This is a genomic window from Rhodopseudomonas sp. P1 (assembly GCF_039642825.1).
GTDB lineage: Bacteria > Pseudomonadota > Alphaproteobacteria > Rhizobiales > Xanthobacteraceae > Rhodopseudomonas > Rhodopseudomonas palustris_H.
In genome coordinates, this window is record NZ_CP088006.1 from 4390932 (window position 1) to 4407849 (window position 16918).

A 16918-nucleotide genomic window follows, 5' to 3' on the forward strand; every position below is an offset into this window, starting at 1 on the left:
CAACCCTCGGTTTGAGCTGACAAGGCCTGCAAATGAACTCCCTGATAGCGCCTGAACTGACCGGGCGCATCGAACGCTGGCCGATCGCCGGCGCTTTCACCATCAGCCGCGGAGCCAAGACCGAAGCGATCGTCGTGGTGGCCGAGCTGCGCAGCGGCGACCACGTCGGCCGCGGCGAATGCGTCCCCTATGCGCGCTACGGCGAGACCCCGGAAGCGGCGCTCGCCGCACTGGAGGCGATGTGCGCGCCGCTGGCGGGCGGTCTCCATCGCAGCGCGCTGCAGGCCGCAATGCAGCCCGGCGCCGCGCGCAACGCACTCGACTGCGCGCTGGTCGATCTCGAAGCCAAGATCAGCGGACAGCGCGCCTGGGAGCTGTTCGGCAGCGCTGCGCCAAGCCCCGCCACCACCGCCTACACCATCTCGCTCGGCACGTCCGAAGCGATGGCCGAGGCGACCGCCAAGGCTGCGTCGCGGCCGCTGCTCAAGATCAAGCTCGGCGGCGATGGCGATGACGCACGGATTGCGGCGGTACGTCGCGCCGCGCCGAATGCCGAACTGATCGTCGATGCCAACGAAGCCTGGACGCCGGACAATCTCGCCCGCAACCTCGCTGCCTGCGCCGACGCCGGCGTGACGCTGGTCGAGCAGCCGCTGCCGGCCGGGCATGACGAGGCGCTGGCCACCATCGCACGCCCAATCGCCGTGTGTGCCGACGAGAGCGTGCACGACCGCACCTCGCTCGCCGCGCTGCGCGGCCGCTACGATGCGGTCAACATCAAGCTGGACAAAACCGGCGGCCTTACCGAAGCGATGGCGATGGCGCAGGACGCGCACGCGCTCGGCCTGCAGATCATGGTCGGCTGCATGGTGGCCACCTCGCTGGCGATGGCCCCGGCGATGCTGCTGACGCCGTTCGCCCGCTTCATCGATCTCGACGGCCCGCTGCTGCTGGCGCGCGATCGCGATGACGGCCTGCGCTACGACGGCAGCACGGTCTATCCGCCCGAACCGGCGCTGTGGGGCTGATCGGCGCTTGCCGGCGCAAGCAGCCGGTGACGCATCACCACCAGCACAATGGCACCCGCCAGCCCCATCGCCGCCATCATGTCGTACACGGCAAGACCGTAGCGAGCGAACACCGCGCCGGAGGCAATCGACGCGGCGCTCATGACAAAGCCCGCGGCCGCGGTGTAGTAGCCCTGCCCGCGCGCGATCACATGGCCGGGCACATGGCGCACCAGCAGCCCCATGGTACCGACCTGGGTCAGACCAAAGGTGAAGCCGTGAAGTAACTGCACCACGGTGAGCACCGGCAGCGACGGATCCTGGGCGGTGATCGACCAGCGCAGCACCGCACTCAGCGCGCCGCCGAGCATCAGCCACATCGGCGACCAGGTGAATCGCGGCGATAGCGCGAACACCACGATCTCGGCGACGACGCCGAGCACCCACAGCACCGAGATCGTGGTGCCGCTGAGACCGGCGCCCTGCCAGGCGATCGACGCGAAGGTGTAGTACGCGGCGTGGCTGCCCTGGATCAGCGCCGCCGCGACCACGATCGTCAGGAAGGTCGGATTGCGTAGCAGCGAGGCGCCGCGCTGCGGCGTCGCCGATTTCGCCGGTGCATCCAACGGCCGCAAGCCGAAGCCGGCCAGCGCACCGACCCAGGCGAATGCGACGATCAGCCAGATCAGTTGCTCCGCCGCCACCAGATCGGCCAGCACGCCGCTCACCAGCGCGCCGGCGATGAACGCCGCCGAGCCCCACAACCGCAGCGGCCCGTAATTCAGCCCATAGCGTGCCACGGCCTTCAGCGCGTAGCCGTCAGTCAGCGGTACGATCGGCGTCCAGAAGCAGGCGGTGAGCACGAACACCACGAAGATCAGCAGCGGAGCACGTAGAATCCCGAGGAGGGTGAATCCGAGGGCAGTGATCACCGCGGTGATGATCATCGCGGCGCGGATCGCGTTGCGCCGTTCGGCCGCGGCAGTGATGAAAGGCAGAAGCGTGAAGCGCGTCACCGCAGGCGCCGCGACGATCAGGCCGATCAAAGAAGCCTCGATTCCAACGGCCTTCAGCCACACCGTGAAGAACGGCAGGTAGGTGCCGGCGACCGTGAAGCTGGTCGCGTAGAACACGGCGAGCCGCGACGCGAATCGCTTCGCATCCGGTGATGGGGTGGGGATTTGTGATTCGGGAGACATCAATTCAATTGCGATTCGACGCGGATCGTGGTGATCGTTATCGTGACGCGCAGTGAATTGTGCAACGAGTCCCTTGATGACCGACGAAGCCTTCGCCCTTTCGCCGATCTCCGCCCGCCCGGTGATGCCGAGTGATGCGGACTACGATGCGATCCGCGAAGCCTTCATGGAGACCTCGCGGGGCCGTTGGTTCCTCACCGAATACGCCAAGCGTAACCGCAACGCCGACACCAGCATGGTGCTCGACGCGGTGGCGCGGATCGAACAGACCCTCGCCGCTCAGAAGCAGGCGCAGGCCGAAGCCGCCGTGGAGTCGCTGGCCGCGATCCGCGCGGTGATCGGCGAGGCGCGAGCCAGCGTCGCCAAGGCGATCGCGACGCTCGACGACACCGCGACCCTGGTGGCTGCGCATCGCGGCGCCCGCGCGATCAGCGAGGTCGCTTCGACCTTGCGCGAATGCGGCGCCGACTCCCGGATCTGCGATCTGCTCGACCAGCAGGTCGCCGCCATCGACAGCGGCCACCGGCTGGTCGCAGGAATCGATCGCGATGCGATCGACGCAGCGTTCGACCGGATGCTGCAGCACGTCGCGGCAATCTCCGGCGTCGCTTCCGAAGCCGCGGCAAGCCGGGCCACGCCGGAGACGACAGCCGCGGCGGCCTCTGCCGCTACACCGGCGACGGACGAGCCCGCCGCCGCGCCGCAGGCCGTCGCTGAGCCCGAAGCCGTCGCGCCGCAGCCGGCCGCCGCTGAGCCCGTTCCACCGCAGGCGGTTGCGCCGCAGGCTCCCGCTCCCGAGGCGGCAGAACCCGCTCCAGCTCCGCAGGCGCAAGCTGCCCCGGCGTTCGTGGTGGTCAAGGGCACGCCGTCGGAAGAACTCGAATTCGTCGAAGCCGAAGACCAGACGCCTGCCCCCGCTGCAGTGGCGGTGGCGGTTGCGCCCGCCGAAGCTCCTGCCGCCGTCAACGCGGCTGAGCAGTCGGAAGCCGCTCACCTGCTCGACGAGGTGGTGGCGCTGGACGCCGAGGGTCTGGAAGACGACGCGGTGCTCGATCTGGTCGCCCGCGAGATGTCGGCGCCCGAGGTCTCGGAGCCATATCGGCCCGAGGATGATGCCTATGCGGCGGCCGCGGCCAGCACCGCCGCGGAAATCGAATCCGACATCGCAGCGCTGCAGCAGGCGCTGAGCGAAGAGATCGCGGTGTCGCCGGAGCCGATGGCGATCGACGACGCACCGGCTTCCGCCGCAGAGGCATTCGACGCGGAGCCGGAGCCGGAAGCCGCGTTCGAGCCGGTCGGCGAAATCGGTGAAGCCGCGCCTATGGAGGCCATGGCCGAGCCGATCGCCATCCATGCGGCCGCTGCACCGGTGGCGATGGCTTCCGCTGCCGTCGCCGGCGAAGTCGCTGCTGCTGCGCCGTCCTCGCTCGGCGCTGCGGCGATCGCCAGCGGCGCGGTTGCGGCCCCGCCGCCGATGCGCAGCGACGCGCTGGTGCCGATCCGGCGGATGAGCCAGGCCGAGAAGATCGCGTTCTTCTCGTAACCAGTGGCTGCGGCGCGAACGCGTTTTCGAAATCAGGCTCGAAATCAGGCAATCAGGCGGCTGAACAGGTCGGCATCGACATTGCCGCCCGACAGCACGATCGCGATGGTCTTGCCGCGGACGTCGAGCTTGCCGGCGAGCAGCGCCGCCAGCGCCACCGCGCCGCCCGGCTCCACCACCAGCTTCAGCTCGCGGAATGCGAAGCCGACCGCATGGCCGACCTCGGCATCGGACGCCGCAACGCCACCCGCCAGCAGCACGCGATTGATCGCGAAGGTGACCTCGCCCGGGATCGACATCATCAGCGCATCGCAGATCGTGCGTCCGCCGGCCGGATTGGACTCGCGCCGACCCGCCACCAGCGAGCGGGCGTGGTCGTCGAAGCCCTCCGGCTCCGCCGACATCGCCAGCGCCTGCGGAAACCGTGCCTTGACGGCGAGCGCCGTGCCGGCGATCAGCCCGCCGCCCGAGGCCGGCGCCACCACCAGATCCGGCGCGATACCCAACGCCGCAAGGTCTTCGGCGATCTCGCGACCGACCGTGCCCTGCCCGGCGATCACCATCGGATCGTCAAACGGCCGCACCAGCGTCGCGCCGCTGCGTTCGGCAAGGTCGCGGGCGATCGCCTCGCGGTCCTCACGGTCGCGATCGTACAGCACCACCTCGGCGCCATAGCCGGCGGTGCGCTCGCGCTTCGAGGCCGGTGCATCCGACGGCATCACGATGGTGGCGTGGACGCCGAGCAGCTGCGCCGCGGCGGCAACGCCCTGCGCATGGTTGCCCGAGCTGAACGCCACCACGCCGCCACGGCGGGCATCGGCCGGGATCGAGGCCAGCTTGTTGAAGGCACCGCGGAACTTGAACGAGCCGGTGCGCTGCAGGACTTCGGGCTTGAGGAACACCCGCGCCCCGGTCGCGGCGTCGAGCGCCGGTGACGAGAGCAGCGGCGTCCGCACCGCAACGGGCGCGAGCATCTCGGCAGCTGCATCGATATCGGCGACGGAAACAGGCAGCACAGGGGAATTGGTCATGGCCGGCATCTAACGCCGCGCCGCGCGCGCCGACAAGGTGCGATGATACGCGCCTCAGGCCACCATGCGATGCGGTTTGACGCCGTGAGGATGAAGCCGGTCTGCATCCAGCATCGACACCCGGCGGACGTTGTCGAGAAAGGCGTGCGCGGAGGCTTCCCAGGTGTGATCGGCAGCGAACTCCAGGCACGCCTCGCGCGAGATCTCCAGGGCGCCGAGACACGCCGCGCGCAGATCCTCGCTCAGCACACCGACCGGGGAATCACCGATCACGTCGCGCGGCCCGGTCACAGGAAACGCCGCGACCGGCACGCCGCTCGCCAGCGCTTCGAGCAGCACCAGCCCGTAGGTGTCGGTCTTGCTCGGAAACACAAACACGTCCGCGGCGGAATAGACCTTCGCCAGCGCCTCGCCATGCTTGGCGCCGAGGAACACCGCGTTCGGGAAATCGCGCTCCAGCGCCGCCCGCGCCGGCCCGTCACCGACCACCACTTTGGTGCCGGGCAGATCGAGCGACAGGAATGCTTCGAGGTTCTTCTCGACCGCGACCCGCCCGACCGACAGGAACACCGGCCGCGGCAAGCCGAGATCGGCATCCTCGCGCGGATGGAACAGATGCCCGTCGACGCCGCGCGGCCACAGCACGACGTTGCGGAAGCCACGGCCGCGCAGTTCGTCGGCCAGCGCCGGGGTCGCCGCCATCACCGCATGGCTGGCGCCGTGAAACCGGCGCAGCAGCGACCACACCCAGGACTCCGGGATCGGCGCACGGGCCGAGACGTATTCGGGGAAACGCGTGTGGAAGCTGGTGGTGAAGCGCAGCCCGCGCTTGCGGCAGTAGCGTCGCGCCGCCAGCCCGATCGGGCCTTCAGTCGCGATGTGAATGCAATCGGCGTGTGCGGCATTGATCAGATGTGCGACCCGGATCGGATTGGGGATCGCGATCCGCAGATCCGGGTAGCTCGGCAGCGCAACCGTCGGGAACGTCTCGGGCGTCAGAAACACCACGTCGACCCCGAGCGACTTCGCCGCTTCGGCCATCATCGTCAGCGTCCGCACCACGCCGTTGACCTGCGGGTGCCATGCGTCGGTCGCGATCAGGATGCGCATCAGGCGGCCCGCGCAGCAACCGTCGGCACCGGCAGATTGCGCTTCAGCAGATCGGTCCAGGTGATGATCTCGAACCGGCCGTCCTCGTGCTCGGCGAGCGCCGTGCAGCTTTCTACCCAGTCGCCGCAGTTCATGTAGTTGATGCCGTGGAAGTCCCGGATCGCGGCGGTGTGGATGTGGCCGCAGATCACGCCGTCGGTGCCATGACGGCGGGCTTCCTGCGCCAGCGTCTCTTCGAACGCGCCGATGTAGTTGACCGCGTTCTTGACCTTGTGCTTGGCCCATTGCGACAGCGACCAATACGGCACGCCGAACCAGCGGCGGAACGCATTGACGACACGGTTGAGCCGGATCGCGAGGTCGTAGGCCTTGTCGCCGACATGGGCGAGCCACCTGGCGTTCTGCACCACGAGGTCGAAGATGTCGCCGTGGATCACCAGATAGCGGCGGCCGTCGGCGCCGGTGTGGATCGCGTTCTCGACGACTTCGATGCCGCCGAAATGCGTGCCGTAGTAGTTGCGTAGAAACTCGTCGTGGTTGCCGGGCACGTAGATGATGCGCGCGCCCTTCCGGCCCTTGCGCAGCAGCTTCTGCACGAAGTCGTTGTGCGACTGCGGCCAGTACCAGCTCGATTTCAGCGCCCAGCCGTCGATGATGTCGCCGACCAGATAGATGGTGTCGGCATCGTGGACGCGGAGGAAGTCGAGCAGCAGATTGGTCTGCGATCCTCGCGCGCCGAGATGGACGTCGGAAATGAACAGGGTGCGAAAGCGTCGTTCCGGACCGTCGTCGCTCATCGGTCTTGTCCCATCCAAGGCCGCCCGCGGGCGGCGACGTTTCGAACCCGGGTCTCAGGCCGCCATCGGCGTGGGAGTCCGCTCGAAACACACCAGCGTGTAGATGCCGAACGGCTTCAGCTTGCGCCGCTCGACCAGGATCGCGTCGGAGGTGGCCTGAGCCCAGGCCTGCAGCCGCGCGAACGGAAACTCCGGACGCAGACCGAGCGCGCGGGTCTTCTGCGCCGCCCAGCGCTCGACCGCCGCGGCAACGCCGACTTCCGAGTACAGATGATTGACCAGGATGATGCGCCCGCCCGGCTTTACTACGCGGTGGCACTCCGACAGCACCTGCTCGGGATTAGCGACCAGCGTGATGACGAATTGCGCGACAACACAATCGAACGTCGCGTCGGCGAACTCCATCGCGTGCGCATCCATCTGGCGCACGTCTTTGACCCACGGATAGCGCCCGGTCGCCATCTTGGCGCGCGCCTTCTCCAACATTGGCTCGCACAGATCGATCCCGGTGATTTCGGTCGTGGCGTCGTAGTCGTCGAATGATAGTCCGGTGCCAACACCGACTTCGAGAATCTTGCCGCCATGCGCGCGTGCTTCAGCAGCCGCGGCGCGTCGTCCCTTCACCATCACCGGTCCGCATACCGCGTCGTAGATCGGAGCCCAGCGAGCGTAGGCGGTTTCAATCAGGGACTTGTCGAGATCGGGAGTCATCGGTTCCGTTCGAATCGTAAATTACTTACGAATTCGGATTATCAGCGGAGTACGACGACTGGACGACAGCGCATGGTCGGCCGGTTTGGGCCTTAGTCGAAGCCGTGGAAATGATGGATCGGACCGTGGCCGTGCCCGACCGAGAGCTTGTCAGCCGCGGCGATGGCGGCGCTCACCCACTGCTTGGCGGCGGCCACAGAGGCCTGCAATGACTGGCCTTTGGCGAGATTGGCGGCTATCGCGGAGGACAGCGAGCAGCCGGTACCGTGGGTATTGTTGGTAATGATCCGGGGCGCCGCCAACGCTTCCACCTCGGTTCCCACGAACAGGTAATCGGTGCTGGTCGGCCCAGTACCGTGGCCACCTTTGATCAGGACCGCTTCGCAGCCGAGCGCGAGCAGGCGCTGTCCCTGGCGTTCAATTTCGGCCGGCTCGTCGGCAACCGGCTCGTCGAGCAGTGCGGCGGCTTCTGGCAGGTTCGGCGTGATGAGGCGGGCGCGCGGGATCAGCGTGCTGCGCAGCGCCTCGACGCAGTCATCCGCGATCAGCCGGTCGCCGGAGGTCGCGACCATCACCGGATCGAGCACTACATTGGCGGCGTGCCAGCGATCGAGCCCTTCGGCGATCGCTGCGATCACGCCGCGCTGCGCCACCATCCCGATCTTGGTGGCGGCGACCGCAAGATCGCTGAACACCGCATCGATCTGCGCGGTGACGAACGCGGCCGGCACGTCGTGGATCGCGGTGACGCCGCGGGTGTTCTGCGCCGTCAGCGCGGTGATCACCGAGGCGCCATAGACACGGTTCGCCGAAAACGATTTGAGGTCGGCCTGAATGCCGGCGCCGCCTCCGGAGTCGGAGCCGGCGATGGTGAGTGCGATCGGAATGGCCATCAACGTGCTCGATTGAATGAGAGTGCGGACCGGCAGCCGATCGCGGTCGTAGCGCGCCCACGCCGCAGCGGCAAGAGCTTGCGCCGACAGGGTGTTTTGGGCTTGATGGCGCAAATCAAGCTGCCGGAGAGACCCGCGATGGTGCCGTTTTTCGTCCAGATCAAATGCCAGCTCGGCCAGTCCTACGCCGTCGCCAACGCGATCGCCGAAGCCGAGATCGCCTCGGAGATCTATTCGACCGCCGGCGACTACGACCTGCTGGTGAAATTCTACGTCGATCGCTCGACCGATATCGGCCATTTCGTCGCCGACAAGGTCCAGGTGATCCCCGGCATCAAGGACACCCACACCATCATCACCTTCAAGGCGTTCGGGCCGAAGTGATCGCCGGTCACTCGGCCTTGGCCTTGCGCGGCGGCCGGACCGGCCCTTGCACCGGCGGCAGCGACTTGATGTAGGCCGCGATCGCCTCGCGGTCATCCTTGCCGAGCTGCGAGGTGTTGCGGATCACCTGCGCCATCGAGCCGCCGGCACTGTCGCCTTCCGGCGTCATGCCGGTCTCCAGGAAATAGGCGATGTCGCCGGCGCTCCAGGCGCCGAGCCCCTTCTGGGTGATGTTCGGCACCCAGCCCCTGCCTTCCGGATCGGGCCCGCCGGCAAAGCGCTGCGCCGCGACGATGCCGCCGAGCGCGTTGCGCGGGCTATGGCACTCGGCGCAATGGCCGAAGCTGTTCACCAGATACGCGCCGCGATTCCACTGCGCCGATTGCGCCGGATCCGGCGTGAACGGCGTGTCATTGAAGAACAGCAGCTTCCACAGCCCGACTGCGCGGCGGATGTTGAACGGGAACGGCACCTCATTCGGCGGAGCTCGGCCGGCGACCGCCGGCAGCGTCTTGATGTAAGCAAACAGATCGCGGACGTCGTCGAGCCGCGCGTGTGCGTAGGACGGATATGGAAACGCCGGATAGAGATGCACGCCGCCCGGCGCCGTGCCGCGCATCACCGCGCTGACGAAATCCGCCTCGGTCCATTTGCCGATACCGTCATTCGGATCGGGCGAGATGTTCGGCACGTAGAACGTGCCGAACTCCGACTTCAGCCCCAGCCCGCCGCCGAGCTTGGTGCGATCGTCCTGCTTCGGTGTGGCGTGGCATTCGGCGCAACCTCCGGCGAAGAACGCGGTGCGGCCATTCTCGAGGTTGGCGGTGCGTGGCGGCAGGCGGTCAGCCGACACCGTAGCCGGCATCGTCAGCAGCCAGAACACGGCGATGCCGATCATCGCCGCGATCACGATCACGACTCCGAGAGTCCTGGCCACGGCCGATTCTCCGCTGCCGGCGGCGCTTGCCGCGTTAGCCTTCCTTCTGACGGAAGTTCTCGTGGCAGCTGCCGCATGCCTTGCCGATCGGCTGCATCGCGGCCTTCAGCGTTTCGACGTCCTTGACCTTGCCCTTGGCGCCGTCGACCGCCTTGGCGAAGTCGGAGATCTCGCCGTCGAATTTGGCACGCTCGGTCCAGATCTTCGGCGAGGCGCTGTACTTGCTGTCGAACGGCTTCAGGCCCTTGGCGCTGTCCGGGAAGAGCTTGGGGAGGTCCTTGGCGGTCTCATCGAACTGCTTCAGCGCCGCATCGACCGCGGCCTGATCGTAGGGCTTCTCGCCCTTGGCCATGGCGCCGAGCACCATCATGTTCCGGCCGTTGTCCTTCATCAGTTTCTGGGTCTTATCGACCAGATCCTGCTGCGCCATCACGGCGCTCGCCGTCAACAACACCGCTCCGGCCACGATCACAGTTCGCAACATCGCAATTCCTCCCGCTTGGTTGTTTCAAACTCCGTCACCGGCCGCCGGTTCGGAGGCCTTCGCAGCGGTGGCTTAACGCCACTCTTCTAGGTCTCGTTCGATCGACCCGGCTCACAGCCGGTGCCGGCGCTCGTGTTCGCGGATCGCCATCCACACCCGCTCCGGTGTCGCCGGCATATCGATGTGGTCGATCCGGTATTCCCGCCACAGCGCGTCGATGATCGCATTCATCACCGCCGGGCAGGAGCCGATCGCCCCCGCCTCGCCCGCCCCCTTCACGCCCATTGGATTGGTGGCGCACGGCACGTTGTGTGTTTCGAAAGTGATCGGCGCGCCATCAGCCGCGCGCGGCAGCGCGTAGTCCATGAACGAACCGGTCACGAGCTGGCCGTCCTCGGCGTTGTAAACCGCCTGCTCCATCAGCGCCTGGCCGATGCCCTGAATGGTGCCGCCGTGAACCTGGCCGGCGAGCAGCAGCGGATTCAGCGTCACGCCGAAATCATCAACGATCACGTAGTTGACGATCCTGATCTTGCCGGTCGCCGGATCGAGCTCGATCTCGACCAGATGCGTGCCGTTCGGATAGGTGCCGTCGGCGCTGGCGAAGGTGGCGCTGGCATTGAGCTTGGCAGGATCGACGCCGGGCCGCTTGGCAAGATCAGCGAAGCTGATCGAGCGGTCGGTGCCGGCGATCCGGATGGTGCCGTCGCTGATTTCGAGGTCGGCGTCACTGGTCTCCAGCGCATCGGCGGCGATGTCGCGGAGTTGCTCGCCGAGCTGATGGGTGGCGCGCTGCACGCTGACGCCACCGGACGGGATCGACGCCGAGCCGCCGGTACCGAGGCCGGTGGCGATCCGGTCGGTGTCGCCCTGCACCACGCGCACCCGCTCCTGCGGCACGCCGAACTGCTCGGCGACGATCTGCGCGTAGGCGGTCTGATGGCCCTGCCCGCTCGACTGCGAGCCGATCAGCACGGTGATGTCACCGTCCGGATCGAGCACCACCTTGGCGGTTTCCTCGCCCATGGTGCCGCAGACCTCGACATAGGACGCGAGCCCGATGCCGCGCACCAGCCCGTCCTTCTTGGCGGCCTTGGCGCGCTTACCGAAGTCCTTCCACTCGCCGATCTCCATCGCGCGCTTCAGGTGCGCGGCGAAGTCGCCGGAGTCGTAAACCTTGCCGGTCGCGGTCTTGTAGGGGAGCTTGCGCGGCGGAATGAAATTCTTGCGCCGGATCGCATCCGGCGACATCGACAGTTTACGCGCGCAGGCATCGACCAGACGCTCGACCACGTAAGCAGCTTCGGGACGTCCGGCGCCGCGGTAGGCGTCGACCGGCACGGTGTGAGTAAACACGGTGCGGATCCGGCAGTGGAACGCCTGAATGTCGTACAGACCCGGCAACATGCCGGCGCCGCCGTAAGGAATGTACGGGCCGAAGGTCGACAGATAGGCGCCGACGTCGCCGATCAGGTCGACATCCATCCCGAGAAACTTGCCGTCTTCCGCCAGCGCCATCCGCGCGGTCGTGACGTTGTCGCGGCCTTGCGAGTCGCCGACGAAGTGATCGCCTCGATCAGCGGTCCACTTCACGGTCTTACGCAGCTTCTTGGCGGCGACCGCGAGCAGCGCGTATTCGCGATACGGAAACAGCTTGGTGCCGAACCCGCCCCCGACATCCGGACAGATCACCCGCATCTTCTCGACCGGGATCTTCAGCACGGTCTGGCACAGGATATCGCGCAGCCGGTGACTGCCCTGGCTGCCGACCGTCAGCGTGAAGTGATCGCGCTTGGCGTCATACTCGCAGACTGCCGCACGGGTTTCCATGTAGTTGGTGACGATGCGCGGGTTGACGATGCGGATTTCAGCGACCGCATGCGCTTTGGCGAACGCCTCGTCGGTCGCGGCCTTGTCGCCGATGCCGGCATCGAACAGCACGTTGCCGGCGTAGTCGGGCCACACCTCCGGCGCGCCGGGCTCGACCGCGCGCGCGGCGCCAACCACGGCCGGCAGCGGCGTCCACTCCACCGCGATCGCTTCCAGCGCGTCGCGGGCATGCGCGAGCGTATCGGCTACCACGAATGCGATCGCATCGCCGACATGGCGGACCTCATCGCGCGCCAGGATCGGATAGTCGGGCGCCTTGAACGGCTTGTCCGGCAGATTGAACAGGCACGGCAGACCGCCGAGATCGGCGACGTCATCCGCGGTCAGGATCGTCAGCACGCCGGGGAGGCCGCGCGCCACATTCGCATCGAGCTCGAAGGTGGCATGGGCATGCGGCGAGCGCAGCACCAGCGCGTAAGCGGACGAAGCCGGCGCAACGTCGTCGGTGTAGCGGCCTTTGCCGCGAATCAGAGGATCGTCCTCCTTGCGCAATACGCTCTGGCCGACGCCGAACTTGGTGGGAGCCAACTTGGTTGGAGCCATGGGACCGTCACCTCCGATGCGATTGGAAAGCATCTTGCAGCGGATCGATGACAGGAGCAAACGCGCCGGCGCGAGCTTTGCGACCGAACACCGAAATATGAACCCAGTGGCAGCAATCTGCACATTTGCGCCTGCAGCGCGCTCGCCCACACGCCCGGCGCAAAAAGAAACAGGTGCATCGGTTGCCCGATACACCTGTTTGGAAGCTCACGCAGGTCGGGGCGTCTCCGCCCCGCCGCGGCGAATTAGTAGCAGATCACCCGGCCGTAAACCGGATTGAACACGCAGCCGCCATAGCCACGATAGTAGCCACGGCCACGGCCGCGATAATAGCCAGGGCCCCAACCACGGCCACGGCCGTAATAGCCGCGTCCACGGCCGCGACCGCGGCCGCGCTGGGCCTCAGCCTTGCCGGTGCTTGCGGTCAGGAACAGCGCCGAGGTTCCGACGAGGCTGAAGCCGTAAATCGCCGTCAGCGTGACGGCGGCGAGAACGCGCGTCGTCCATCCCTTGCGGGCCTTGGAAGCAGTTTGAGCCATATGGATTGTTCTCCCGGTCGTTGAGCAGGTTACCGTCATGTCCCGTTGTTGGTGGGGTCGTGCGGGAAGACGGTTCAAATGCGCGGGGTCAATGCGCCCCCGTGATCGGCCTCGGCGGTCAAGCTTATGATCAAGCTAGGGTTTTGGTCAAGCCGCGATCGGCGCTGAACGCGGCGAGATGCTGCCAAACGTCGAAGCGGCCGAGATGTTCCAGCCACACCGATGCCCGCTCTCTCGCGTGCAACGCCGCATGGGCCGGACCGATCGCTCGGGGAACACGACGCGCCGGCAGACGTCTCACCGATGTCCAACTTTACTGGTCCAGCTATAGTGCCATTCAACTGAACCGCATCGCGGTGCGGATCGACTGTCAGGTGACGACCCTCGCCTCACCCGCGCCGCTCCCGCGCACAACAAAGCAGCCCATGTCCCGTCAGCACACTTACATCCTCGGCCTCAACACCTACGACCACGACGTCAGCGCCTGCCTGCTCCGGGACGGCGAGATCGCGTTCGGCATCGCCAAGGAGCGCATCACTCGGGAGAAGCACGCCTCCGGCTTCTACAAGGAAGTCGTCGACTACTGCCTGAGCGCCGAAGGCATCACCATGGCGGACGTCGATCTGGTGGTGCGCAACTGTTACATTCTGCCGGTGCCGGAGATGGAAGACCGCCTGATCTTCCAGGACATGCCGGGCTTCCTGCCCGAACACGAGCGCGGCACAGCCCGCAGTCACCCGCTGTTCCGCAATCACACCAACAAGGTGGCGACGATCTCGCATCACCTCGCGCACGCCTACAGCGCGTTCGCGCCGTGTCCGTTCGAAGAAGGCGTGGTGATGATCGTCGACGGCGTCGGCAGCTACCGGGCCGATGTCGACGAGCAGTTTCCCGGCGACGACGCCTCGCCGCTCGCCCGCGAATCCGAGAGCTACTACAAATTCAGCGGCACCAAGCTGGAGTGCCTGAAGAAGATCTGGATGGAGCCGGAACGCGGCTTCCTCAGCGACGAATTCTACAACATGCCGGGTCTTGGCGCGTACTACAGCCGGGCCTCCACCTACGTGTTCGGCGACTGGAACAAATGCGGCGAGCTGATGGGGCTGGCGCCTTACGGCCGCCCCGACGCGATCCCGCCGATGCTGCAGTTCGAGAATAACAAGCTTACCGTGCCACGTTGGACGCCGGAGCTGGACCAGCCCTACATCATGGACAGCCCCGGCAAGTGGGAAGACAGCCCGTCGATGCGGCACTGGGAAGATCTCGCCTGGCGGGTGCAAGACGACACCGAGCGGGTGCTGCTGGAGCGCGCGCGCTGGCTGCGCGAAACCACCGGCGCCAAGAACCTGTGCATCGCCGGCGGCGTCGCGCTCAACTGCGTCGCCAATGGCCGGATCGCCCGCGAGGCGGGCTTCGAGAATGTCTGGATCCAGCCCGCGGCTGGCGACGATGGCATCGCGATCGGCTGTGCCTATTACGGCCACCTGGTGATCCAGCAGAAACCACGCGGCTTCGAGATGAAGCACGCTTACGTCGGCCGGCCCTATGCGGATGCCGAGGTCGAAGAAGCGACCCAACGTTTCTTCGTCAAACCGCAGATCAACGTGGTCCGCTCGAGCGAGGTCTATAAAGAAACCGCGCGGCTACTCGCCGATCAAAAGGTGATCGGCTGGTTTCAGGGCCGCTCTGAATTCGGCCCCCGCGCGCTCGGCCATCGCAGCCTGCTGGCCGATCCGCGCAGGGCCGAGATGAAGGACATCCTCAACAGCCGCGTGAAGCATCGCCAGCCATTCCGCCCGTTCGCCCCGATCGTCCTGAAGGAGCGCGCGGATGAGATCTTCGAGGGCAAGGGCGACTCGCCGTTCATGCTGATGGCCAAACCGGTGGCGCCGGCATGGCGCGACAAGATTCCGGCCGTGGTCCACGTCGACGGCTCCGCCCGCGTGCAGACGGTGGACGAAGAGACCGCGCCCGACCTCTATTACATCCTGAAAGAGTTCGAAGCGCTGACCGGCGTGCCGGTATTGGTCAACACCTCGTTCAACATCAAGGGCGAGCCGATCGTCGAAACGCCGCGCGACGCGATGGCCTGCTTCCTCACGACGGGCATCGATCATCTGGTGATGCACGACACCATCGTGTCGAAGAACAAGGCGCACCGTTTCATCAACCCGGTGCTGCAGGTGTATTCCGACGTCACCAATCTGGTGCGGTCGACCACCGCGGCTTGATCAGCCGCGCAGCAGGCGCTTGATCCAGCGCGGCCCGAACAGGATCAGGATCGCGGCGCCGTAGGTGACGGCGCCGACCGCGATCAACAGCGCCAGCGCGGCTTCGCTGCGCAACGCGGGCAACAGTGCGAGATACGGCGGCGCGAACCAGGCGGTCAGCCACAACGCGGCGCCGAGCAGCACGCCGATAACGCCGAACTTCAGGATCGCGCGCACCAGCTCGCGATCGAACTCGAGGTAGCCTGCCCGCACCGAGAAGAAGATCACCAGCAGCAGATTGATCCAGGCGCCTGCAGCGGTCGCGAGCGCCAGACCGACCTGCGCCAGCGAGCCCATCAGGGCGAATTTCAGCACAACGTTGGTGGCGACGCCGGTCAGCGCCGCCTTCACCGGAGTCGCAGTGTCCTTGCGTGCATAGAACGGCGCCACCGCGCTGCGGATCAGGACAAACGGGATCAGCGCGATCGCATAGGCGGCGAGCGTGGTGCCGGCCGAGATCGCGTCGGCGCGGGTGAAGGCGCCGCGCGCGAACATGGCCCGCATGATCTCGTCCGGGACTGTGAGAAATGCGGCGACGAACGGCACCGAGAACAACAGCGTGAATTCGAACGCGCGGCGCTGCGATGCCTTGGCGCCGGCATCATCACCGGCGGTAAGCTGCCGCGACATCTCCGGCAGCAGCACGGTGCCGATCGCGATGCCGATCACGCCAATCGGCAATTGGTTGAGCCGGTCGGCATAGTACAACGCCGACAGCGCTCCGGCCGGCAGGAAGGTGGCGATGATCGTGTCGGCGAACAGCGCAAGCTGCGTGCCCATCGAACCGAGCGTCGCCGGCCCCAGCGCCCGGAAGAATGCGCGGACATCCTCATCGAGCTTCGGCCGGGAAAACCGCGGCAGGCCGCCGTGCAGCGACAGGTCGCCGGCGAGCAGGAAGTACTGCAGCACGCCGGAAATCAGCACGCCCCAGGCAGCGGCATGGCCGGCGCTGGGGAAGAACGCGGCAAGCGCCAGCGTCGCCATCATCGAGATGTTGAGGAAGATCGAGGCGGCAGCAGCCGAGGCGAAGCGCTGCATCACATTGAGGATGCCGCCGTAAAGCGTCACCAGGGTAATCAACAGCAGATAAGGAAAGGTGATCCGCGTCAGCTCGATCGCCAGCGCGCGCTGCTCTGGATCGTCGGTGAAACCCGGCGCCAGAATGCTCATCATCTGCGGCATGAACGCGAGCGCGACGGCGAGCAGCACCAACTGCGACAGAAACAGCAGCGTGAAGATGCGGTCGGCGAACAGCTTCGCCGAGGCCTCGCCCTTCTCGCCATGGACATGCGCATAGGCCGGCACGAAGGCAGCGTTGAACGCCCCCTCGGCAAAGATCGCCCGGAAGTGATTCGGCAGGCGCAGCGCGACGAAGAACGCATCCGCCACCGGACCGGCGCCGAGGATCGCCGCCAGCATGATGTCGCGGGCAAATCCGGTCAGACGCGACAGCAGGGTGAAGCCGCCGACGGTGAAGATGCGCTTGAGCATGAGGCGCTTCTACAGGAAGTCGCGAGACCGCAAAACAGGAATGGCTGGCTACGGTCCCCTCACACGGGGGTCAATCCGGGGCGCGCCGG

15 protein-coding genes are annotated in these 16918 nt (G+C 66.6%); 4 read left to right on the plus strand and 11 right to left on the minus strand.

The annotated features are described in order from the left end of the window. Positions 1–32 precede the first annotated feature (32 nt). Positions 33–1028 (plus strand): N-acetyl-D-Glu racemase DgcA, encoded by a 996-nt coding sequence (dgcA, locus tag LRC39_RS20255; protein WP_346295437.1) that lies wholly within the window; start codon positions 33–35, stop codon positions 1026–1028. On the opposite strand, the gene LRC39_RS20260 is transcribed toward dgcA, so the two are convergent. Further along, entirely contained in the window at positions 998–2206 is a 1209-nt protein-coding gene (locus LRC39_RS20260; protein ID WP_346295438.1) for an MFS transporter, read from the minus strand. The two genes, dgcA and LRC39_RS20260, sit on opposite strands and share 31 nt — an antisense overlap. Positions 2207–2282: 76 nt before the next feature. Between LRC39_RS20260 and LRC39_RS20265 the strand changes: the two genes are divergently transcribed. Next, positions 2283–3749, plus strand: coding sequence for a hypothetical protein (locus tag LRC39_RS20265; RefSeq protein ID WP_346295439.1), 1467 nt, complete (start codon positions 2283–2285; stop codon positions 3747–3749). 44 nt (positions 3750–3793) lie between these two features. Here the strand turns inward: LRC39_RS20265 and LRC39_RS20270 are convergent, their stop codons facing one another. From LRC39_RS20270 to thiD, 5 genes are all read right to left on the minus strand, one after another. Next, positions 3794–4789 carry a threonine/serine dehydratase gene (locus LRC39_RS20270; RefSeq protein ID WP_346295440.1) on the minus strand — a complete coding sequence of 332 codons (996 nt, stop codon included), beginning with the start codon at positions 4787–4789 and terminating at the stop codon, positions 3794–3796. Between the two features lie 45 nt (positions 4790–4834). After that, complete coding sequence (locus tag LRC39_RS20275) at positions 4835–5890, minus strand: glycosyltransferase family 4 protein (protein ID WP_346295441.1); 1056 nt, start codon at positions 5888–5890, stop codon at positions 4835–4837. Beyond that, positions 5890–6687, minus strand: coding sequence for a UDP-2,3-diacylglucosamine diphosphatase (locus tag LRC39_RS20280; protein ID WP_164636744.1), 798 nt, complete (start codon positions 6685–6687; stop codon positions 5890–5892). Before LRC39_RS20280 ends, LRC39_RS20275 begins: the two co-directional genes overlap by 1 nt. Positions 6688–6741: 54 nt before the next feature. After that, positions 6742–7398 carry a class I SAM-dependent methyltransferase gene (locus tag LRC39_RS20285; protein ID WP_107345662.1) on the minus strand — a complete coding sequence of 219 codons (657 nt, stop codon included), beginning with the start codon at positions 7396–7398 and terminating at the stop codon, positions 6742–6744. Between the two features lie 92 nt (positions 7399–7490). Continuing rightward, positions 7491–8291, minus strand: a complete 801-nt coding sequence (gene thiD, locus LRC39_RS20290) for a bifunctional hydroxymethylpyrimidine kinase/phosphomethylpyrimidine kinase (protein WP_264053181.1) — start codon at positions 8289–8291, stop codon at positions 7491–7493. A gap of 138 nt (positions 8292–8429) precedes the next feature. Between thiD and LRC39_RS20295 the strand changes: the two genes are divergently transcribed. Beyond that, on the plus strand, positions 8430–8675 hold the full coding sequence (locus LRC39_RS20295; protein WP_107345664.1) for an Lrp/AsnC ligand binding domain-containing protein: 246 nt from the start codon (positions 8430–8432) through the stop codon (positions 8673–8675). Between the two features lie 7 nt (positions 8676–8682). On the opposite strand, the gene LRC39_RS20300 is transcribed toward LRC39_RS20295, so the two are convergent. From LRC39_RS20300 to LRC39_RS20315, 4 genes are all read right to left on the minus strand, one after another. Next, the gene (locus LRC39_RS20300; protein ID WP_346295442.1) at positions 8683–9612 is read right to left on the minus strand and encodes a c-type cytochrome; all 930 of its coding nucleotides are present in this window, start codon (positions 9610–9612) and stop codon (positions 8683–8685) included. A 34-nt stretch (positions 9613–9646) separates the two neighbouring features. Then, positions 9647–10096, minus strand: coding sequence for a c-type cytochrome (locus LRC39_RS20305; protein WP_346295443.1), 450 nt, complete (start codon positions 10094–10096; stop codon positions 9647–9649). 111 nt (positions 10097–10207) lie between these two features. Then, a complete protein-coding gene (locus LRC39_RS20310) occupies positions 10208–12529 on the minus strand; it encodes a xanthine dehydrogenase family protein molybdopterin-binding subunit (protein WP_346295444.1) in 2322 nt (773 codons plus the stop codon). Positions 12530–12774: 245 nt separating this feature from the next. Then, the gene (locus tag LRC39_RS20315; protein ID WP_107345668.1) at positions 12775–13068 is read right to left on the minus strand and encodes a hypothetical protein; all 294 of its coding nucleotides are present in this window, start codon (positions 13066–13068) and stop codon (positions 12775–12777) included. A gap of 425 nt (positions 13069–13493) precedes the next feature. Here LRC39_RS20315 and LRC39_RS20320 point away from each other — a divergent pair, with 425 nt between their 5' ends. Continuing rightward, positions 13494–15299 carry a carbamoyltransferase family protein gene (locus tag LRC39_RS20320; protein WP_346295445.1) on the plus strand — a complete coding sequence of 602 codons (1806 nt, stop codon included), beginning with the start codon at positions 13494–13496 and terminating at the stop codon, positions 15297–15299. Here the strand turns inward: LRC39_RS20320 and murJ are convergent, their stop codons facing one another. Next, the gene (gene murJ / locus LRC39_RS20325) at positions 15300–16829 is read right to left on the minus strand and encodes a murein biosynthesis integral membrane protein MurJ (protein WP_346295446.1); all 1530 of its coding nucleotides are present in this window, start codon (positions 16827–16829) and stop codon (positions 15300–15302) included. It lies immediately after the preceding gene. Between the last annotated feature and the right edge of the window lie 89 nt (positions 16830–16918).